Raw genomic sequence first — 21,192 nt, forward strand, 5'->3', positions numbered from 1 at the left:
CTAACGTACTTTGTGTTTTCAAGCGGCGGCCTCCTGGAAGACGCCTTCCAGCCGATCCTCCAACTCCTCGCCGGCGCGGCGCAGGGCCTCGAGGGTGGCGGCGTCGGGCGTCCAGTAATTGCGTTCGTGGGCCTCGATCAGCCGGCTGGCGACCTTGGCCGAGGCGGTCGGATTGAGTGCGGCGAGGCGCTCGCGCATCTCGTCATCCAGGACATAGGTCTCGGTCAGGCGCTGGTAAACCCAGGGGGCGACCTGGCCGGTGGTGGCGGACCAGCCCATGGTGTTGGTCACATGGGTCTCGATCTGGCGCACCCCCTCGTAGCCGTGGGCCAGCATCCCCTCGTACCACTTGGGATTGAGCATGCGGGTGCGGGTCTCCAGCGCTACCTGCTCGGCGAGCGTGCGCACCACCCCGTCACCGGTAGTCTGGTCGCCGATAAAGACCGGGACATCGGTGCCGCGGGCGCGGCCCACGGCACGGCTGATGCCGCCCAGGGTGTCGAAATAGTGGTCGATCGAGGTGACGCCCAGTTCCACCGAGTCCAGGTTCTGGTAGGCGAGTTCGACATTGCCGAGCACGCTGGTCAGCAGATCGGCGTTCTGCATGGGCTTGCCGGAGCGCCCGTAGGCGAAACACTTGCGGCGGGTATAGGTCTCGGCCAGTTCGTCGCCCTCGTCCCAGCGGCTGCTGTCGACCAGATAGTTGACGTTGGCCCCGTAGGCCCCGTCGGCGTTGCTGAAGACGCGCAGCGCGGCGGTTTCGAGATCACAGCCATTGGCCTCCTGATAGGCCAGGGCGTGCTTGCGCACGAAGTTCTGGTCCAGCGGCTCGTCCGCGGTGGCGGCGAGATAGGAGGCATCGGCGAGCAGCCGGGTCTGCAGCGGCAGCAGGTCGCGGAAGATGCCTGACAGGGTCATGACGCAGTCGATGCGCGGCCGGCCCAGTTCGGCCAGCGGGATCAGGGTGGCGCCGGTCAGGCGGCCGAAGCTGTCGAAACGCGGCACCGTCCCCATCAGGGCCAGGGCCTGGGCGATGGGGCCGCCCTCGGTCTTGAGGTTGTCGGTACCCCAGAGCACCAGGGCCACGCACTCCGGCAGGGGGTTGCCCTCGACGGCGTAGCGCTCCAGCAGGCGCTGCGTCTGGCGCGCCCCGTCGGCTACGGCGAAACGGCTGGGGATGCGATAGGGGTCGAAGCCGTGCAGATTGCGCCCGGTGGGCAGGATCTCGGGGGTGCGCAGCAGGTCGCCGCCGGGGGCGGGGCGCACATAGCCGCCGTCGAGTGCGTGCAGGATGGACGGGATCTCGTGTTGCTCGGTCAGCAGCCGATTGGTCTCACCGAGTTGCGTCAGCAGACTCACGTTCTCCTCGGTCTTCGGCATGGACCCGGCCGCGAGTGACCGATTGACGTTCGCACCGCCGACCAGCGCGGCCAGGGCCTCGCGGGGGGGGCGGGCGTCGTGACTGGCCTCGGCGATGGCGAGCAGCAGGTCGATGCGCTGATCCACCGTCGGGGCCTGGCCGACGATGTGCAGGCCGTCCGGGATCAGGGTGTATTCCAGCTCAAGGACCGCCTTGTTGAGGCGCGCGATGGGCTCCTCGAAGGCGTCGCCCCAGGCCGGCTCGGCCGGGTTCAGGTCGAGCTCCGCCCCCTGCGCCTGGATGAGTTCGGCCAGGCCGTGGCGCTCGTTGACCTCGTCGGGCGGGAGGCTGCGCCAGCGCTCGATCGAGCCCTTGAGATCGATGAGCCCGCGATAGAGCCCGGCATGGGCGATCGGCGGGGTCAGATAGCTGATCAGGGTCGCGGCGGCGCGGCGCTTGGCGATGGTCCCTTCCGATGGGTTGTTGGAGGCATAGAGATAGAGGTTGGGCAGGTCGCCGATCAGGCGGTCCGGCCAGCACTCGGCGGAGAGTCCGGACTGCTTGCCGGGCATGAACTCCAGGGCGCCGTGGGTACCGAAGTGCAGCACCGCGTCCGCCCCGAATTCCTCCTTCAGATAGCGATAGAAGGCGGTGAAGGCGTGGGTGGGGGTGAAGCCCTTCTCGAACAGCAGGCGCATGGGGTCGCCCTCGTAGCCGAAGGCGGGCTGCACGCCGACGAAGACGTTACCGTAGCGCTCGCCGAGCACGAAGATGGAGCGCCCGTCCGCCTGCTGTTTGCCGGGGGCCGAGCCCCACTGCTTCTCGATCTGCTTCAGGTAGGGCTCGCGGCGCACATGGTGGTCGACCGGGACCCGGGCGTGTACATTGGCGTGCGCGCCATAGCGCGAGGCGTTGCCGTTGACGATGCCCTCGCGCAGCGCATCGACGTCCTTGGGCACGTCGACCGCGTAGCCGGCCGCCTTGAGTGCGGTCAAGGTATTGAACAGGGACGAGAAGACCGACAGATAGGCGGCGGTGCCGGTGTTGCCCGCATTGGGCGGGAAGTTGAAGAGCACGATGGCGACCTTGCGGTCGCGCCGCGCCGTGCGCCGCAGCGACACCAGCCGGGCGACCCGCGACGCCAGCATCTCGGTGCGCTCATTGTGCGACTGCATGTCGCGCGCCTGATCGACGGCGACGGCGTTGGAGCGTCCGCCGAAGACCATGGGTCCGGTGGAGCCGTCCAGTTCCGGGATGGCGACCATCATGGTGGCCTCCACCGGCAGCAGTCCCTGGTCGGAGTCCTGCCACTGTTCCATGGTCTGGAACTCGACCGCCAGGGTGGACAGATAGGGCACGTCCAGTTTGGTCAGCAGTTCCTGGGCCGCCTTGGCGTCGTTGTAGGCCGGTCCGCCGACGAGCGAGAAGCCGGTGAGCGAGACCACCGCGTCCACGCTGGCGCGGCCGTGGTGCATGAAGAAGCGCTCGACCGCCGGGCGGGCGTCGAGCCCGCTGGCATAGGCCGGGACCACGCGCAGCCCGCGCGACTCCAGGGACGCGATCACCCCGTCATAGTGATTGGCGTTGCCGGCCAGGACATAGGAGCGCATCAGGAGCAGCCCGACGGTGCCCTTGCAGTCGCGCCCGGCGGGCGGGAGCTTGCCCAGGTCGTCACTGATGTGACCGGGCAGGCGCGGGTGATAGATGCCGACGTCCGGATACTCCAGCGGCGGGGGCACCTTGAGGGTACCGCGCAGGCCCCGGCGCTCGCCGTCGGCATAGCGGTCCACCAGATAGCGGACCATATTGGCGATGTTTTCCTCGGACCCCGCCAGCCAGTATTGCAGGCTCAGGAAATAGGCGCGCACGTCCTGGGCGGTGCCGGGGATGAAGCGCAGCAGCTTGGGGATGCGCCGCAACATGCTCATCTGTTGGGAGCCGGCGTTGGACTCCTGCCCCTCCTTCTTGCTGCCGCCGCGCAGGCGTTTGAGCAGCGCCAGGGGGCCGCCCTGCTTGCCGTCCATGCTGAAGCCGCCCATGCGGGTCAGGCGCATGACCTCGCCGGCCGACATGCAACTGACCATGGCGTCGCAGTGATCACGGCGCGCCTGCAGCGCCGGCAGGATCGGCTGTATGTGCTCTTCCATCACCAGCATGGTGTTGATGACGATGTCGGCGGTGGCCACGTCGGCGCGACAGCGCTCGACCGCCTGCGGGTCCCCCGCCCACTCGGCGGCGGCGTGCAGGCTGAGCGCCAGTCCGGGAATGTCCCGGCGCAGACCCGGGCGCGCCCGGTCCAGGGTGCCCGCCAGGTGGCCGTCCAGGGCCACGATGACGACGCGGATCGGGGTATCCCGCGGGGTCGAACGGTCAGCGTCCGAAGTGCGCTTTCGCATCGTAGAGCGTCTCCACGGTAATCATTTGAATGCCGCGTTCAGTGGCAAATAATTCGGTGTTGCGGCGGGCCTTGCCGCGGACGAAAAAGGGGATCTTCTTCAGCTCCCGCTCGGCCTCGGGGGACCAGCCAGTGGTCAGTGGTTGGTGGTCGGTGTCCAGCGGGTCGGCCGCGGATGCGGAGGTATCTGCTGGTTGCTGACCACTGCCCACTGGACCCTTCCCCACTGCCGCCGGCAGGTGCGAGGGGGCGGCCTCGTCATGAAACTCGAAATCGCCCCGGAACATGGTCAGCAAATGTTCTTCCAGGCCCATCATCAGTGGGTGGACCCAGGTGTCGAAGATGACGTTGGTGCCCTCGAAGCCCATTTGGGGCGCGTAGCGGGCCGGGCAGTCCTGCACATGGTGGGGCGCGCCGATGACGGCGCAGGGGACGCCGAGCCGTTTGGCGATGTGGCGCTCCATCTGGGTGCCCAACACCAGTTCCGGGTGCAGCCCCGCGACCTGGGTCTCGACCTCCAGATAGTCGTCCGTGATCAGGGCCTCGATCCCATAGAGCGCGGCGGCGGCCCGGACCTCGCGGGCCAGTTCACGCGAATAGGTGCCGAGCCCCACGACCTTGAACCCCAGTTCCTCGGCGCAGATGCGGGCCGCGGCGATCGCGTGGGTGGCGTCGGCGAAGATATAGACACGCTTGCCGGTGAGGTAGGTCGAGTCCACCGAGCGGGAGTACCAGGGCAGGCGCGAGGCGCCGGCCTCAAGGGCCGCATCGACATCAATCCCGGTCAGGGCGCCGATCTCGCGCAGGAAGTCGCGGGTGGCGCCCACCCCGATGGGGATGGCCTTCACCGTCGGCAGCTTGAACATCCGCTCCAGCCAACTGCAGGCCGCCAGGGCGACCTCCGGATAGAGACAGCAGTTGAAGTCGGCCGCGGGAATCCGGGCGATGTCGGCGGGGGAGGCGCCCAGGGGGGCGACCAGGTTCACATCGACGCCGATCGCGTCCAGGAGCCGGGTGACCTCCACTACGTCGTCGCGACAGCGAAAACCGAGCGCGGTGGGGCCGAGCAGGTTGGCCGTCGGCCGGCGGCCCGCGCAGCGCTCGCGCACGCTCGCACGCGGTTCGGCGCCGGGGGCCGGGACCTGCTGCTGCAGGATGCGGCGCACCACCTGGTAGAAGGTCTCGCTCGCCCCCCAGTTCTCCTGGCGGGAGAAGGCGGAGAGTTCCAGCGGCACCACCGGGACCGGCAGGCCCATTGAGGCGGCGAGCGTCCCGGCTTGGTCCTGGAGCAGTTCCGCGGTGCAGGCCTCGCCGACCAGCAGCAGGTCGGGCTTGAAGCGCTCGTAGGTCTCACGGACCCGGGTCTTGAGCAATTCCGCCGTGTCGGTCCCCAGGTCGCGCGCCTTGAAGGTGGTATAGCTGACCGGCGGGCGGCGCTCGCCGCGCTCGATCATGGTGAACAGCAGGTCCGCGTAGGTGTCGCCCTGGGGGGCGTGCAGCACGCAGTGCACCGCGCGCATGGAGGCGGCGATGCGCATGGCACCGATGTGCGGGGGTCCTTCGTAGGTCCAGACCGTCAGTTGCATGGCTAGACCTTCAGGGCGGCGCGGCGCAGCAGGGGGCGGGCGAACAGTTCCGCGAGGTCGGCCGCCTGCTCGAAGCCGTGGATGGGCGTGAACACCAGTTCGATCGACCACTTGGTGCGCAGACCGAGCGCCTCCAGCGGGTTGGCCAGCCCCAGGCCGCAGACGGTCAGGTCCGGACGCTCGGCCGCGACCCGATCCAGTTGCCGGTCCACGTCCTGACCCTCCACCAGCCGCAGGTCCGGCGGGAGCAGGTCCAGTTCGGGCTGCATGGCGCGTCGGTCCAGATAGGGGGTGCCGACCTCGAGTAACTCGACCCCGCACTCGCGGTGCAGGAAGCGCGCGAGCGGTATCTCCAATTGGGAGTCGGGCAGGAAGGTCATGCGCCGCCCGGCCAGCACCTCACGGTAACGTGCCAGCGACCCGCGCGCCCGCTCGGCGGGGCCGGCAATGGCGCCCTCGAACTGCGCGTCCGTGAGCCCCCAGGCCCGGGCGGCGGCCTTGAGCCAGGCCAGGGTCCCCTCGACCCCGAAGGGGAAGGGGGCGCTCAGCAGGTGCGCCCCGCGGGCCGCCAGCAGCCCCGCGGTCTCGTTGAAAAAGGGCTGGGCGAACAGGACGCTGGTTCCCTCCCCAAGGGGCGGGAAGGACTGGGTGTCGGTGCCCGGGAGGAACTGCACCGGACCGATGCCGAGTGCGTCGAACAGGCGGTTGAACTGGTCCTCGACGACATCCGCCAGGGTCCCGAGCACCAGCAGGTTGCGCTCCCCGGCCTTGAGGCGCGGCAATTCCGGCAGCAGGGCGGCGACGCACTGGTCCTCGCCCTGGGTGAAGGTGGTCTCCAGGCCGCTGCCGCTGAAGGCGAGCACCTTGACCCGCCCCCGCTGGGCACTGGTCAGCCGCTCGGCCGCCTTGTGCAGGTCGAGCTTGATGACCTCCGAGGGGCAGGAACCGACCAGGAACAGGGTGCGGATGTCCGCCCGACGCTCCAGGAGGCGGTTGACGACCAGATCCAGTTCGTCATGACAGTCGGCGATACCGGCCAGGTCGCGTTCCTGGAGGATGGCGGTCGCGAAGCGCGGCTCGGCGAAGATCATCACCCCGGCGGCGGACTGGAGCAGGTGGGCGCAGGTGCGTGAGCCGACCACCAGGAAGAAGGTGTCGTGCATCTTGCGGTGCAGCCAGACGATGCTGCTGAGCCCGCAGAAGACCTCGCACTGGCCGGACTCGCGCAGGATCTGCGGTAAGGCGGCGCCGCGGGCGCCGGGCGACGTGGGCACGGCGCCGCTCACAGGGCCGTCTCCGCCTGCCCGATGGGCGCGGGGCCGCCTGGGGCCGCGGCGGATTCGCGGGCCTGTTGGAGGCGCGCCGCCCGCAGCTTGAGCAGGAACTGGGTGGCGTTGATCACATAGGTCGCATAGGCGGCCAGGGCCAGCCACATCAGGTCGCGGACGGACAGCAGGTCGAAGGCCAGCGCGACCAGGTAGGCCGTGTGCAGGGCCAGCACCAGCATGCTGAACACGTCTTCCCAGAAAAAGGCGGGGGCGAACAGGTAACGGCCGAAGACCACCTTCTCCCAGATCGACCCGGTGATCATGATCAGGTACAGGACCAGGGTCTTGACGACGATGGAGATGGTCGCGGCCTGGGCCCCCTCGCCGGTGGCGAGATAGCGCAGGACCAGCCCCAGGCTGATCAGAAATACAATGAATTGGAGGGGGGCGAGGATGCCCTGGACCAGGGTCCAGGGGGATGCATCGCGGCGCTTGCGCTCCTCCGGCGTGTAAAGGGGCATGCTCTGGCGGTACCTGAAATCAAATGATTGGTTTCTTGGCGAACTACGCCGCGCGGACCGGCCGTGACCGCAGTTTGGTCGGCGGGTCCGGGGACGGGGGCGCGGTCGGGGCCGAAGCCGTTGCCACGGCGCACAATCTAGCCTTGTGGTGGGCGAGTGTCAATGCAAGTTGACGTAGTGGAAACTTGACATTCCCGGCCGAGTAGACAGACTTGGGATACCCTTAAGAGCCGATGCGGACCTTTCGGCACTGGTCCTGCGGGTGCGACCCGGTCATCTTATCTCAAGTCTGCGCGAGGGTAGTCACTGTGATGCGCTCTGTCCCCCCGGTTGCCCTCGCCGGCTTCGTGCGGTCCCGCTTGGGCCCGGTTGCGTCCGGTGCGCGTCCCGTGTGCCGCCCTGAGGCCGGGCGGGCGGGTCGGCTGTGAACGCCCCGGGCGCCCTGGCCGAGCGCATCGACGGCAAGGTCGCGGTCGACCTGCTGCGCACCGTCGGCGATATCTCACTGGTGCTCGACGCCAAGGGCACCATCCTCGACTGCGCCATCGGTAACGAGGCCCTGTCGCAAGAACTGGGCGGCGACCTGCGGGGCCGCCCCTGGCTGGACACCGTCACCAGCGACAGCCGTCCGCGGGTCGCGGCCATCCTGCGCGAGGCCCGCGCCGAGTGGCCGGGGGAGTGGCGCCAGGTCAGCCAGTTGGGGCGCCCGGGCCGCGAGGTGCCGGTCCAGTATCGCGCCATCCGCTTCGGCAAGCACGGGCAGATCCTGGCCGTCGGGCGGGAGCTGCAGGCGGTGGCCTCGCTCCAGCAGCAATTGGTCGACGCCCAGCAGGCCCTGGAACGCGACTACTGGCGCTTCCGCCAGATGGAGACCCGCTACCGCCTGCTGTTCCAGAGCGTCTCCGAGGCGGTGCTGATCGTCGATGCGGGCCTGCGCCGAGTGGTGGAGGCGAATCCCGCGGCGGCCCTGCTGCTGGGCGACAGCGCCAGCCGGGTGGTCGGGCGGCCCTTCCCCGAGGGCTTCGACCCCGAGAGCGCCCGCGCCATCGAGGCCCTGCTCGGCAGCGTCTTCGCCAGCGGCAAGGTGGACAGCGTGAGCGTGCGCCGCCGCGACGCGGCCGGGGAGATCGTCGTCTCCGCCTCCCTGTTGCGCCAGGACGACACGACCCTGTTCGTGGTCCGGATCTGCCCGCTGCCGACCGACCCCGGGGCCGCCGCGCTCCCCGACAACGAGGCCAAACTGCTCAAGGCCGTCGCGGCGGCGCCCGACTCCATCCTGATCACCGACGCCGAGGGCCGCATCCTCGCCGCCAATCGCGCCTTTTTGAATCAGGTCGAACTGGCCAATGAGCACCTGCTGCGCGGCCAATCACTCGACCGCTGGCTGGGCCGCGCCGGGATCGACCTCAACGTCCTCTTGAGCACACTGCGCCAGCACGGCACCCTGCGGCTCTTCAAGACCACCCTGCGCGGTCAATACGGCACCACCGCCGATGTCGAGATCTCGGGCGCCGCCATCGAACAGGGGCCCTTGCCCTGCTTCGGCTTCTTCATCCGCGACGTCGGCCGGCGGCTGGGCAGCGGCGAGCAGACCTCCGCCGGCCTGCCGGTGTGGGTCGCCCAATTCACCGACCGGGTCGGCAGCGCCCCGCTTAAAGACCTGGTGCGCGAATCCACCGACCTCATCGAGCGCCTGTGCATCGAGGCCGCCTTGAAACTCACCGGCGGCAATCGCGCCTCGGCGGCGGAGTTGCTGGGGCTGAGTCGGCAGAGTCTCTATGTCAAACTTGCGCGATATGGGATTGGGGGGGAGGTGGTAGCGGAGACGGAGTAAGTCGCGGTATGGCCATCGGGCGGAAGTGCTAGCGTTCTGCCGAGAAACAATGGCCCTAATTCATCAAGTACAAAGTGAATTGGAAGAATAAGCAACACAGCGAAAGATTAAATTTTACCGGTTTCGCGAGGGCTCGATGAGACGAAAAACAGTCTCGGTTTTTGCCGCTGCTTTCGCTGCTCTGATTTCTATGCTGGTAGCAGCACACAGCAGTGCCGAAAGCTCATCGCGCGGCAGCTAAGACATTGATGTTAAAGTGCTGTCGCGTTTTCTCGCCTGTAGAGCTTATTGCGGACAACTATAAACGTTCGGGACGGGGCGAATGCCCCGTCCCGCCGCGAGAGGCCAGCGCACGGCTTGCAGTGCCCGGAAATTGCAACTGTGGCAGGCAACCTCTTTCAGCGCAAACAATTCCTCGCCCTGAATCAGGACGAGGCATTTCTTATCTCGTTTTCCTGGCTTGATACTCATTGGGTACGGTGGTTGAGTGTTTGACGAACCGGCAGTCGGGATACCCCCTTAAGGCTCGATGCCCAAAGCGCGGAGCCGCTCCGCCAGGCGATCTGCGCGCTCGCGCTCCTGCTCGGCCCGCGCCCGCTCCTGGTCGGCCCGCACGCGCTCATCCTCGGCCTGCGCCCGCTCCCGGTCTGCCCGTGCGGCCTCCTGCCGCATGCGCTCAGCAAGCTCGACTGAACTCAAGAACCGCTGCCCTTGAGGATGGAAGATCTCCAGGCCCTCGCCGTTCGAGGCGAAGCGGATACCCAGCCGTGGGCTGGTCCAGCCCTTGATGTGTGCCATCCGGCGCAACCGACCGTCCTGGCGCAGCCAGACCTCCAGGAGGTTGCCGGGCGGATCGTAGACATAGTATTCCTCCACCCCGAACCCGTCGTAGAAGCCGAGCTTATCGGCCATCTCCTTGGCGCTGTTGGAGGGCGAGAGGATCTCGAAGACCACCTGCGGGGCGATCCCACCCTCCTCCCACTGTTTGTAGCAGCCGCGCCGCCCCTTCGGCCGACCGATTGCGACCATCACGTCCGGCGCCACCGGCCCCGCTACGCGCCGGTCGGGGACCGGGTACCACAGCAGGTCGGCGGCGACGAAGACCTGCGGGTCTTGAGCGAACAGGATCTCCAGGTTCTCCTTGATCTTGACCATCCAGTCATACTGCTCGGTATTGTCCGCCATCGGCTGGCCGTCGCTTTCGGGATAGGGGTCGTCGGGATCGAAGTGGGCGAGAGGATTCATGGGGCGGGTCGTCCTCTTGTAGGTCAAAGTGGAAGCATAGCGAATTGAATCCGAGCGCGGTAGGGCCGCGAGACGTGTGCGGTGGGCCGGGGAGGAGGCGAATTCGTTGGTTCGCGCAGCGGACCCGAGCCCGACGGTGCATTCGCCCCGTTCAGGACGTTTTTTCCGGGCCGACGGGCCTGTGTTAAGCTCCGGCGGCCCGGGCTGGACGGGGCATTCGCCCCGTCCATGACGTTTTCTCCGGACCTGGGGACTCGCGGCAAACATCCGCGGCGGAATGAACGTCCGGGACGAGGCGAATGCCCCGTCCCGCCGCGAGGGTCTTGCGCAATGCCGAGGATTTCGTCCAAGCCGCAACCGCGAAAGGTGGAGAACTGATCGGTGAGTTCCGCAAAGCAGAGATACGGAAGGCCGGAGGCGGGGTTGCGCCTGCGGCTGCACACGATCATCTTCGAGGCCGACACGCGCGCCGGCCGGGCGTTCGACCTGGCCCTGCTCGTCGCGATCCTGGTCAGCGTGTCGGTGGTGATCATGGACAGTGTCGAGCGCATCGCCGCGCGCTATGGTGACCTGCTCGAGGCGCTGGAGTGGTTTTTCACTCTCTTGTTCACGGTGGAATATGCCGCCCGCCTGTGGTGCGTTCGGCAACCGGCCCGCTATGCGCGCAGCTTTTTCGGCATCGTCGACCTGCTCGCGTTTCTGCCCAGCTACCTGGTGCTGCTGTTTCCCCATGCAGTGGCATTCCAGGGGATACGCGTCCTGCGGCTGCTGCGTGTCTTTCGGATTCTGAAGCTCGGTGCCTACATTACCGAGTACCGTGCCTTGGGACGGGCACTGCGCGGCAGTGCGCGCAAGATTCTGATCTTTCTCTCGGTGGTTTTGATGGCAGTGCTGCTGCTCGGGACCACCATGTACGTGGTCGAGGGCCCCGAGCACGGCTATACCAGCATCCCGACCGCCGTGTATTGGGCCATCGTGACCATGACCACGGTGGGCTATGGGGACCTGACGCCCCACACGGACCTTGGAAAATTGATCGCCTCGGTGATGATGCTGCTCGGTTGGGGCATCCTGGCCGTTCCCACCGGCATTGTCACCGCCGAAATGACCGCGCGGCGCTTCAACCGCCCGCCGACGACCCGCACCTGTCACGAATGCCTGAGCGAGGGACATGAGTCGGATGCCAGGTTCTGCAAGGACTGCGGGGCCTCGTTACCCGCGTATACGCATGACTGAGTCGTCGTTGTCGTTGTCGTAATCGTGGTCGGATTCTTCGATTACGACAACGACAACGATTGCGACAGCGTACCCGGGATCTCGGTCACTACATCGGTCCCGATCGCACCCGCATTACCTGCTGGACTTGCATAATCTCAGCGTTGCGCCGTGTTGCTCTTGAAAGCAAAGCCCGGCGGTGTCTTTTGCCAGGGGTAACCCTTGGCCGCCATCTCGTAGCCCACGGCAAAGAGCTTGCGCATATACTCGGTATCGAAATCCTCCTTGCGCTGCGCCGTGAAACTGTCCGGGATATAGGCCAGGTTGAAGTCGACACCATCGCGTTGGGTGGTGAGATAAATGCGAAAGAGATCGCCGATCCCCTGGGTGTGGATCAGCGAGGAGATCGCCCGTCCGGCGATGGTCATGGTGCTGCGATCCACCTGCGCCCATTCCGGGTCCAGCCGGCTGTTGCGGATGATATAGGCCCGCCGCGCGCGCTGCGCGGTGCCGAGTTTACGCGCCCCCGCCCTGATATCGAGCGAGGGGGGGTAGACGAACACCTGTGCCGTGGCACCGCCGTCCACATGCATCTCCTGATAACGACGGCCGTCGACCTCGACATCGATCATGGTCGGGGGAAAGGCGCCGGGGATGGCGGCGGAGGCCACCATCAGGGTACGAAACAGTTCCAGTGCCTTGGGATCGCGGCTCGTCGCCAGCTTACTCAGGTTCCAGATGACCCCGCGGCGCGCATCGAGATCCGTGGTCCCGACCAGGAGCAGGCGCCCCTTGGCATATTCGGCGGCGATGACATCCAGAAACGCCCGATCGACGTGCTTCGCGATCAGCTTCCACAGGGGGGCATTGTCGGCCATGGCGTCGCCCGTCAGGGCCACGATGAGGTTGCGCGGCTGGGCGATGTCCTTGGCGGAGATCGTCGTATAAACCTGCTTCAGCGTGGCGTCGTAGGTCGGCCCCGCAAAGGCGAAGGGGGCGGTCAGTGCCCCGGTGCTGACGCCGGTAACCAGTTTGAACGCGGGCCGGTTGCCGGCAACGGTCCAACCATTGAGCAGTCCGGCACCGAAGGCGCCGTCGTCACCACCGCCGGAGATCGCGAGGAAGACGGCCGGCGGCAGCGGACCGCGGTGACCCTGGCTGGCCAGGTAGGCTTGCTCGCGGGTGACGGACTCCGCCGCTTCGCGGGCCATCGCCACCTGATCCTGCGGGTTGCCGATGCGATACCGGATATTCTCCAGCCCCGGGATCTGCGCCTGATTCTGCAACCCTGGCGGAACGGCCGGTTGGCGGGTCAAGGTGGTGCAACCCTGGACGCATAGCAGGACGAGCAGCCCGATCAGTGTGGTGATCGCCATGCGCCCGTTCGGTATTTTCAGTCTCATGAAGGTATGCTCAAGTTAGAGGCTCGTTGAGTTCGCTCATGCGCCGCCGATTATCATACCGGAAGCGTCGGCGCTCGGTACCGCGCCGGTGGTCAGTCAGGGAATGTCGAATCAATAGGTTTCCGCGATGAACTTGAAGGGATAATCAGGTTCCCGATAGTCGTGGGGCTTCTGGCGCTGCGGCAACTCCACCCGGTCCCGCGGCAACTCCTCATAAGGGATCTGGTCGAGCAGATGGGTGATGATATTAAGCCGCGCACGCTTCTTGTCGTCCGACCTGGCCACATACCAGGGTGCAAACGTGGTATCGGTGGCCGCAAACATCGCATCGCGCGCCCGGGAGTAGTCGTACCAGCGGCTGTAGGACTTGAGGTCCATCGGCGTGAGCTTCCAGACCTTGCGCCCGTCATTGATGCGCCCCTCCAGCCGGCGGGTCTGCTCCTCGGGAGTCACCTCCAGCCAGTACTTGAGCAAGATGATCCCGGAGTCCACCATCGCCTTCTCAAACAACGGCGCCAGGGCGAGGAATCGCTCGGTCTGCTCCTCGGTGCAGAATCCCATGACCCGCTCCACGCCGGCACGGTTATACCAACTGAGATCGAAGATCACGACCTCGCCCGCGGCCGGGAAGTGCGCCATGTAGCGCTGTACGTAAATCTGACTCTTCTCGCGGTCGGTCGGCGCGGGGAGCGCGACGACGCGAAAGACCCGCGGGCTCACGCGCTCGGTGATCGCCTTGATGGTCCCGCCCTTGCCCGCCCCGTCGCGCCCTTCGAAAACGACGCAGACCTTGAGACCCTGGTGGATGACCCACTGCTGGAGCTTGACCAATTCGACGTGCAGTCCCGCCAGCGCCGCATCGTACTCCTTACGCTTTAGCTTCACTTTGACCTCCGATCCGCCGGCCTGCGCCTTCTCGATGGCAACTGGTGCCTTCTTCGCCTGTGCCTTACCCGATTTTGACTTCATCGACTCGTCTCCGCTTGACCTATACCGTCTGATCGATCCCGGTGCGCCCCGGGGATTGCTGTCTCGACCCTTCAGGGTGGCCCGACGCGCCCGCCTGCGACTGGTAGCGTTCCAACGCCGTCGGCAGATTAAATAGCATCCGTTCGCGACCGAGTGTCGTGCCGAGCGGCGAGCGCTGGACCATACCGAGCGCCTGCGGATTGAGCGCCACCAGCCAGAGCAAGCCGCCGCGGCTGCGCAGCCGCTCCTCGCCCTCGATCAGCATTTTGAGCGCCGAGTATTCGATGTCGGGCACCGCGCTGAAGTCGAGCGCCACGACCCGTGGCGCGGTGGCATCAATGAGTGCCCACAGCTGCTCGCCGATGCGCTGGGCGTTGGCGAAGAAGATCTGTCCCTCAGGGCGCACGAGCAGCAGCCCGGGGACGCTCTCATCCTCTGGATGGTCATCAGACCTTGGGCGAAACACGTCGGTGCCGGGCTTGCGACCGAGGACGTAGAGGCGGGGGTGGGCGGCCTGATAGGCCAGGGCGACCAATGAGACGATGATCGCCACCGCGATCCCCTTGAGCGTCCCGAGCAGCACCACCCCGGCACAGGCCGTCAGCGCCCAGAGGAACTCCATGCGCCTGATCCGCAGGATGTCACGGAACTCCGTCGGCTGGATCAGGCCGATCGAGTACACGATCACCACGGCGGCCAGGGTCGCCTGCGGCATCAGCCCCATCAGCGGTGCGAGCAGGACCAGGGTCGCCACGGCGACCGCGGCCGTCGTCAACCCCGCGATCTGGGTGCGGGCCCCGGCGCGCCGATTCACCGCCGTCTGCGAGGTGCCGCCGCCCGCAGGCATGCAGCTGAAGAAACCGCCGACGACATTGCCGAGGCCCGTGGCCAGCAACTCCCGGTTCGGCGCGGGGCGCGGCTCGCCGCGCCCCGCGAAGGCCCGCGCCGCGGCGATGGACTCGGTGAAGCTCATCAGGGCGATGCCGAGTGCGCCGGGCCAGAGCTGCTCGACCAGCCCCAGGCTCGGCGCGGTGAAGGGCGGCAGCCCTTGGGGAATGTGGCCGACCGTCTCTACGCCAAGACTCTGCAGCGCGAGCAGGCCCGAGGCGGCAATACCGAGTGCGACGGCGACCAACGGTGCCGGGGCGCGCGGGGCGAACCGCTCGATCCCCACCAGGAGGATCAGCATCGCGGCGCCGACCGCAAGCGTCGCCAGCGAGGTCTCGGGCAGATGGTGAACGAGCGCGAGCAGGTCTTGCAGGAACGAGCCCTTGTCGAAATGGATGCCGAGTAGCTTCGGCACCTGATCCAGCACGATGATGAGCCCCACCCCCGCCTTGAAGCCGGTCAGCACCGGCTCGGAGATGAAGCTGGCAACGACCCCCAGGCGCAGGATCGCGGCCAGGATCAGCATGACCCCGACCAGGAGGGCAAGGGTCGCGGAGGCAGTCAGCAGCCCCGCCGCATCCCCGCCCGGCACCACCAACGCGAGTTGGGTCCCGGTCAGGATCGCAAGCGTGGTGGTGGTGCTGACGCTCAATGGCCGCGAGGTCCCCAGGATCGCGTAGATCACCATGGGGACGAAGGCGGTGTAGAGACCCACCTCGACCGGCAGCCCAGCGACCGTGGCATAGGCCATGGCCTTGGGGACGACCACCGCCGCGGTGGTCAAACCGGCGACGAGATCGGGGCGCAGCCACTCGCCGCGGTAACCGCGGATCCAGTCGGGGACGGGCAGGCCGCCTTGTGAAGCGTTAGCTCCCACCGTATGCACTCCTCACTGTTTGGTCAACCGAGTTCTTGCCCCGCCCCTGCCGTTGGTTGGCACAGAGATCGGAGCCGCGAGCAGGCGAGACACCAGGGCGAAGACCATCGCGCTCGACCGTTCAGCGCCCGTTGAGCGCCTCATCCGGCCAGTAGCGGGAACCGGTCAGCTTGGCCGCGACCTTCCATCCCTTGCCGGTCAACACGAACACCGCCTTGCCGTTGGTGAACCGCAGCCCGACCTGCTTCTTTTCATCGCCCGCCATGGCGCCCACCGCGGCCGATGCGTCCAGGCCGTCGGCAACGAACGAATCGAAGCTGGCGCGGTCCTCGAACAGGATCACGAGCTGGGAGGCGAAGCCGCCGAGTCCAACGCTCAAGCCCGCGCCGGTGGTCGCCATCTTCATGTAAACACGCGAGCCGGACTTGGCGTTGACCGCAACTCCGCGCCCGTAGCCCGCGACGACGTAGAAGCTCGCCTCCCGTTTGTCGAAAACCGCATAGCCGGCGCTCCGCTTGAACAAGGCGCGACTGCCCGGCTCCTGAGCAAACAAGAGAATGGATTTTCATCTGTCTAAAGACTCCGATTCAATGCCCGCCAAAGACCAGCACCTGCATCGGCAGGAGCAGGGCCTGGATACGCAGGATCATCGCGTGCACGAGCCCGACGGTGTCGATGGCGTGCAGCCCGAAGCGGTGCAGCGCGCCGATATCGTTGGACTGCAGCGCCTCGTGATTGCTGGTATAGGCGTTGGCGATGCAACTGCCGCCCTGCGGTAGGGCGTCGAGCTGGCCCGGGTAGAGCGGCTCCATGATGACCGTAATGGTGCCGGGGACGGCCATCTGCTGGACATCGAGCAATTGGTCGGTCTGGCGCACCTGGCCGGAGGCGATGACATTCTGGACCTCGGTCACGACCACCGGGACGATCTTCCAGGGCATGGCGATACACGTGACCTCCCCGATCATACCCACCTTCATCACCTGCGCCTCGATCTGCCCGAACCCGGCCACCAGGCCCGTGGCGCGGCGCTCCGGCACCAGGATGCCGGCCGGCTTTATCATCGGGTTGACCACATCGCCCGGCCGCAGCGCGAACTGTTGCAGGACCCCGTCGGTCCCGGCCACGACCAAGGTCTTCTTCAGGTCGACCCGGGCCTCCTGGAGCGCCGCCTCGGCGCTCGCCTTCTCGGCCGGGAGCTCGACCTCGAGCGCCGACAGGGTGCCGGTGCGGGCCGCCACGGCGGCCTCGACGACCCCCTTTTGGGTGTCGACCTGTACGCGCAACCGTTCAATATCGCGCACCGCGACCGAACCGGGGCTGCGGCGCTGCACTTGCTCCCGGGCCGCGAGTTCGTCGACGACCTGCTTGAGCGACGCGCGCGCCTGCACGACCCGGGCGTCCGCCTCCGCCAACTGGGACTTGGCCCCGCCGATGGCGGCCTCGACCTCCGCGATCTTGCGCTGGGCCGTGGCCGCCGCCGCCTCCTGTTCGGTGCTGTCCAGCCGGAACAAGGGCTGCCCGGCCGTCACCCGTTGATTGAGCTCGACGAAGGTCTCGGCCACCCGGCCGACCTTCTCCGGCATGATGGTCACGGTGCGGAACATCGAGTTGGCGGCCTTGGTTGCGGGATGAAAGTAGAAGATGGTGGTGATCAGGCTGAGCGTCAGCAGCAGGCAGAGGGTGATCCCCCAGCGCAGCTCGAACCAGACGGTGAACAGGTTGATCTCGTGTCCCAGCCGCTTGCCCTGTACGAAGCGGCGATAGAGGAAGTCCGGCAGGATGGTCAGCATCGAACAGAGGAATAGCTCGACCATGGCTTAAACCTCCCGCGGTTCGGTAGGCGGGGCCGTGCCCGGTGGCGGCGTCTCCGGGACCGCGGCCTTGACCGGAACCGGCGCCGGGGGCTCGGCGCCGCCGGCCATCCGGTCGAGCGAACGGGCGATCGATACCAGCGGGGTCATGAAGTCCGGCATGGGCAGGAGGGCGAGCAACAGCCCGGCGATCCAGAAGGCGTGGTTGTGGGTGAAGAGCGCCAGCAGCGCCAGCACCGCGACGATCTCCATCTGCACCTTCTGCCCGCGATGCGCCATCTGCTCCGGAAGCGCATGGAGCTTGAAATAGAAGATGCCGATGCCGATCACGGCGAGCAGCACGAAAATGGTCATCACCACGAACAGCACATCGGTCTCCCCCGGCGCCGTGACGAAGGCGGGCAAGTGGTGCGTTGCGGCCGGGTGTAGCGGCTCCGCCATCAGTGTATCTCCAACTCGAACGTGTATAGGTCCGGACCGGGTTTCATACCGGTCCTTGTGGTCCTCGAGGTCCCGGTAGAGCTGGCCAGCGATGCAATCGAGCAAAAACCCCATTCCCGGCGGCCATCCCACCGACTGATCGGCAGGTCGCCGGGCAGGATCTCCGCGGCGACCATCCCGGCATAGTTGACCGGGTCCTTGGCGCCGCCGAACGCGGGAGCGTAGCACACTTCGGCGTCGTCGAGATCGTCGCTGGCTGCGCCCGGCTGGATGGCTATGGCCATGGCACTGATCGGCTTGTCCACCGCCCGCCGGTCCGTGCCGAGCGCTCGACGGCGTTGCCCGTCGAATCGTCGCGCTTGGCCTCTGCGTGGTCTCGCCGCTCGTGCAGTTGGAACCCAACCCCTGTCCGGACGCTCGGGGTCAGCACCCGTCGTCAGGCCCTCGCCCTTGGAACCTCGGGTGCGACCCCCCGAGGTTGACCCGCGGGGGCTCGGGGGTGTCCAGGGTGCCTGCGAAGTCGGCCTATCTCGCCCTGTTGTGATAACCTGACCAAGGCTCGCAATGATCCAACATGCTGCCGCAGGCCGAGCGGGAACGCGCGGACCCGGAGCATCCGCCTCCGCGCAACGCCTGATCTACCGCTTCGACCCGGCGGCGCTGCTGATCCAGCCTAAGCAGGATGGGGGAGCCGCGGCCCTGGATGAGGCTCCATCCGCCTGCTGTCGACCCTGTATCGCGCAAGGATCTATCATGAATAATCCCTCTCTTGGGTGTGCGTTGCGGGTGCCCCTCGGCCGCGCTGCGCTGCTGCTGTGTCTTGGCGGCGCCGCGACCGTCGCGGCCCGGACGCTGGAGGTGGGGCCTGACAAGCCATTCCAACTGCCCTCCGCGGCGGCGGCGCAGGCGCAGGACGGTGACCTGATCCGGATCGCGCCGGGCCGGTATGTCGACTGCGCGGTGTGGAAGGCGAATAACCTGGTCATCACGGGGACTGGGCGGGCGCAGGATACGGTGATCGCCGACCAGTCCTGCGGCGGCAAAGGGCTGTTCCTCACGGATGGCGCCGGTATCACGGTGCGTAACCTGACCCTGACCGGCGCCCGCGTGCCGAACAGGAATGGGGCTGGTATCCGAATGCAGGCCGACAATCTCACCGTCGAGGGGGTACGCTTCATCGACAATGAGAACGGGATCCTGGTCAATACGGATGTGCACGGCTGGCTGATCGTGCGCGACAGCGAATTCGTACTCAACGGCGTCTGCTCGCCGTGCGGGCATGGGATCTATGCCGGCCCCATTGACCTGGTGCGTGTCGAGCGCTCCCGGTTCTTCCACACGCGCGAGGCACACCATATCAAGTCGCGCGCGCTGCGCACCGAGGTGATCGACAGCGACCTTCAGGACGGACCCGATGGTACCTCGAGCTACCAGATCGAGGCGCCCAACGGCGGGGCGGTGGTGGTGCGCGGCTGTATCATCGAGAAAGGTCCGAAGAGTGAGAACCACACCGGTGCGATCGTCATCGGCAAGGAGGGCGTGAAGCATCCGACGCCCGAGATCCTGGTCGAGAACAACCGCTTTCGGGTCGATGGGGACTACCATTCGTTTCTGGTCGTCAACGAGTCCGTGACTGGCGCCGTGCTCAAGGGAAACCGCCTCTCGGGTTCGGCCAAAGCGCTGCTTGGCAATGGGGAGGTCCGCTGAACTGGACGCGTGCGGGAGTGGGTTGTCGTTGTCGTTGTCGTTGTCGTAATCGAGGTTGTCGTAGCGCCCCGGATTCTCTCGCACGCCAGATTGCCTCGCTTGTCCGATTACGGCAACGACAACGACAACGATGGCGGCCGTGTTCAACTTTTTCCTGACTCGTTACTAAGAGGTTGCGGTCCAGTATGATGGGGTCGGCAACGCACTTGAGACATCCATGGACTTCGACACCCTCGACACCCTGCGCACCCACCACCCCGGCTGGCGGCTGTTGCGCTCTGACCATGCCGCGCTGGTGGCGAGCTTTCTGGCGCGTGTGTTCATCGCGCCGAACGTGCGGGTGATGGCGGCCGCCGACCTGGCCGAGGCGCTCGAGGACGCGCTGTATGACTTGCGCGAGCGCCTGGGCGCGGACGCCTTCCCGAAGTCCGCGCTCAGCTACCTGAATGATTGGGCCAGTCCGGACAAGGGCTGGCTGCGCAAGTTCTACGCCCAGGGCTCGGACGAGCCGCAATTCGACCTGACACCGGCGACCGAGAAGGCCATCGCCTGGCTTGGCACCCTGACCGAACGCGCCTTTGTCGGCACCGAGTCGCGCCTGTTGACGCTGTTCGCCTTACTCAAGCAGATGTCCGAGGGGAGCGAATCGGACCCGGCCAGGCGCATCGCCGACCTGCAGCAGCGACGCGACGCGCTCGACGCCGAAATCGCCCGGGTCGCGGCGGGCGATCTGCCGCTCTTGGACGACACCGCGATCAAGGATCGCTTCCAGCAGTTCACCCAACTGGCCCGTGACCTGCTGAGTGACTTTCGTGAGGTGGAATACAACTTCCGCCTGCTGGATCGGCGGGTGCGTGAGCGGATTGCGCTCTGGGAGGGAGCCAAGGGGGCGCTGCTGGAGGAGATCATGGGTGAGCGCGATGCGATCGCCGACTCCGACCAGGGGCGCAGCTTCCGCGCCTTCTGGGACTTTCTGATGTCCAGCAGCCGGCAGGAGGAGTTGACCGACCTGTTGGCGCGGGTCCTGGACCTGCCGCCGGTGGCCCAATTGAAGCCGGACCCGCGCACCAGGCGCGTCCACTACGATTGGCTGGAGGCGGGCGAGCATACCCAACGCACCGTGGCGCAGCTCTCGCAGCAACTACGGCGCTTTCTGGACGATCAGGCGTGGCTTGAGAACCGCCGCATCATGGACATCCTGCACGGCATCGAGGCCAAGGCCCTGGCATTGCGCGACACCCCGCCCCCAGGCGAGTTGGTGAGTATCGCGGAATCCGCCGCCACGGTCGAATTGCCCCTGGAGCGGCCCCTGTTCACTCCCGCCCGGCGGCCGCTGATCGCGGATATCGTCCTGGAGGCGGGCGATTCCGATTGCGATGCGGCCGGGCTTTACGACCAAATCGTCGTCGACCGCGCCCGGCTTGCCCGCCATATCCGCCACGCCTTGCAGGATCGCGCGCAAGTCACGCTGCGCGAACTGACGCGGACTCAACCCTTGCAGCAGGGCCTGGCGGAATTGGTCGCCTATCTGCAGTTGGGCAGTGAGTCATTCAAGATCGCGGTCGATGAGGACACCCAGGAACTGATCGTCTGGCAGGCCGTAACGAGCGGCGGCGAACCGATTGAACGGCGCGCCCGGTTGCCGCGCGTCATCTTTGTGAGGTGAGGC

Annotated in this window: 16 protein-coding genes; 4 read left to right on the top strand and 12 right to left on the bottom strand. The window is 66.7% G+C overall.

The genetic code is table 11. The annotated features are described in order from the left end of the window. Window positions 1-18: 18 nt before the first annotated feature. Genes THSYN_RS31685 through bchF form a run of 4 tightly spaced genes read right to left on the bottom strand, consistent with a single transcriptional unit; the run spans window position 19 to window position 7,130 of the window. Window positions 19-3,756 (bottom strand): magnesium chelatase subunit H, encoded by a 3,738-nt coding sequence (locus tag THSYN_RS31685; protein ID WP_100923061.1) that lies wholly within the window; start codon window positions 3,754-3,756, stop codon window positions 19-21. Beyond that, on the bottom strand, window positions 3,731-5,341 hold the full coding sequence (gene bchB, locus THSYN_RS31690) for a ferredoxin:protochlorophyllide reductase (ATP-dependent) subunit B (RefSeq protein WP_100923062.1): 1,611 nt from the start codon (window positions 5,339-5,341) through the stop codon (window positions 3,731-3,733). Before bchB ends, THSYN_RS31685 begins: the two co-directional genes overlap by 26 nt. A 2-nt stretch (window positions 5,342-5,343) precedes the next feature. Continuing rightward, window positions 5,344-6,627 (bottom strand): ferredoxin:protochlorophyllide reductase (ATP-dependent) subunit N, encoded by a 1,284-nt coding sequence (locus THSYN_RS31695; RefSeq protein ID WP_236849057.1) that lies wholly within the window; start codon window positions 6,625-6,627, stop codon window positions 5,344-5,346. Further along, window positions 6,624-7,130: a 2-vinyl bacteriochlorophyllide hydratase gene (gene bchF, locus THSYN_RS31700; RefSeq protein ID WP_100923063.1), complete on the bottom strand. Its 507-nt coding sequence runs from the start codon at window positions 7,128-7,130 to the stop codon at window positions 6,624-6,626. Before bchF ends, THSYN_RS31695 begins: the two co-directional genes overlap by 4 nt. Before the next feature lie 424 nt (window positions 7,131-7,554). On the opposite strand from bchF, the gene ppsR reads away from it, so the two are divergent. After that, window positions 7,555-8,964: a transcriptional regulator PpsR gene (gene ppsR, locus THSYN_RS31705; RefSeq protein WP_100923064.1), complete on the top strand. Its 1,410-nt coding sequence runs from the start codon at window positions 7,555-7,557 to the stop codon at window positions 8,962-8,964. A gap of 519 nt (window positions 8,965-9,483) precedes the next feature. Here ppsR and THSYN_RS31710 read toward each other — a convergent pair. Next, window positions 9,484-10,209 carry a Uma2 family endonuclease gene (locus tag THSYN_RS31710; protein WP_100923065.1) on the bottom strand — a complete coding sequence of 242 codons (726 nt, stop codon included), beginning with the start codon at window positions 10,207-10,209 and terminating at the stop codon, window positions 9,484-9,486. Window positions 10,210-10,590: 381 nt separating this feature from the next. Between THSYN_RS31710 and THSYN_RS31715 the strand changes: the two genes are divergently transcribed. Further along, on the top strand, window positions 10,591-11,445 hold the full coding sequence (locus THSYN_RS31715) for an ion transporter (protein WP_100923066.1): 855 nt from the start codon (window positions 10,591-10,593) through the stop codon (window positions 11,443-11,445). 137 nt (window positions 11,446-11,582) lie between these two features. Here THSYN_RS31715 and THSYN_RS31720 read toward each other — a convergent pair whose 3' ends face one another. The 7 genes from THSYN_RS31720 to THSYN_RS31750 form a co-directional block, all read right to left on the bottom strand. Then, a complete protein-coding gene (locus tag THSYN_RS31720; RefSeq protein WP_236849058.1) occupies window positions 11,583-12,827 on the bottom strand; it encodes a patatin-like phospholipase family protein in 1,245 nt (414 codons plus the stop codon). A 111-nt stretch (window positions 12,828-12,938) separates the two neighbouring features. After that, window positions 12,939-13,796 carry a polyphosphate kinase 2 gene (gene ppk2, locus THSYN_RS31725; RefSeq protein ID WP_100923068.1) on the bottom strand — a complete coding sequence of 286 codons (858 nt, stop codon included), beginning with the start codon at window positions 13,794-13,796 and terminating at the stop codon, window positions 12,939-12,941. A gap of 19 nt (window positions 13,797-13,815) precedes the next feature. Further along, a complete protein-coding gene (locus tag THSYN_RS31730; protein ID WP_100923069.1) occupies window positions 13,816-15,561 on the bottom strand; it encodes a SulP family inorganic anion transporter in 1,746 nt (581 codons plus the stop codon). 121 nt (window positions 15,562-15,682) lie between these two features. Continuing rightward, window positions 15,683-16,084: a lipid-binding SYLF domain-containing protein gene (locus tag THSYN_RS31735; RefSeq protein WP_236849059.1), complete on the bottom strand. Its 402-nt coding sequence runs from the start codon at window positions 16,082-16,084 to the stop codon at window positions 15,683-15,685. A gap of 64 nt (window positions 16,085-16,148) precedes the next feature. Next, window positions 16,149-17,378 (bottom strand): HlyD family secretion protein, encoded by a 1,230-nt coding sequence (locus tag THSYN_RS31740; protein WP_100923070.1) that lies wholly within the window; start codon window positions 17,376-17,378, stop codon window positions 16,149-16,151. Between the two features lie 3 nt (window positions 17,379-17,381). Then, a complete protein-coding gene (locus THSYN_RS31745) occupies window positions 17,382-17,816 on the bottom strand; it encodes a hypothetical protein (RefSeq protein WP_100923071.1) in 435 nt (144 codons plus the stop codon). After that, on the bottom strand, window positions 17,816-18,121 hold the full coding sequence (locus tag THSYN_RS31750) for a hypothetical protein (protein WP_157818083.1): 306 nt from the start codon (window positions 18,119-18,121) through the stop codon (window positions 17,816-17,818). The genes THSYN_RS31745 and THSYN_RS31750 overlap by 1 nt, the downstream gene beginning before the upstream one ends. Window positions 18,122-18,569: 448 nt before the next feature. On the opposite strand from THSYN_RS31750, the gene THSYN_RS31755 reads away from it, so the two are divergent. Together THSYN_RS31755 and THSYN_RS31760 are read left to right on the top strand one after the other, a co-directional pair. Then, window positions 18,570-19,523 carry a right-handed parallel beta-helix repeat-containing protein gene (locus THSYN_RS31755; protein WP_157818084.1) on the top strand — a complete coding sequence of 318 codons (954 nt, stop codon included), beginning with the start codon at window positions 18,570-18,572 and terminating at the stop codon, window positions 19,521-19,523. A gap of 217 nt (window positions 19,524-19,740) precedes the next feature. After that, window positions 19,741-21,189, top strand: coding sequence for a DUF3375 domain-containing protein (locus THSYN_RS31760; RefSeq protein WP_100923074.1), 1,449 nt, complete (start codon window positions 19,741-19,743; stop codon window positions 21,187-21,189). Window positions 21,190-21,192 lie beyond the last annotated feature (3 nt).

Source organism: Candidatus Thiodictyon syntrophicum (assembly GCF_002813775.1).
Lineage (GTDB): Bacteria > Pseudomonadota > Gammaproteobacteria > Chromatiales > Chromatiaceae > Thiodictyon > Thiodictyon syntrophicum.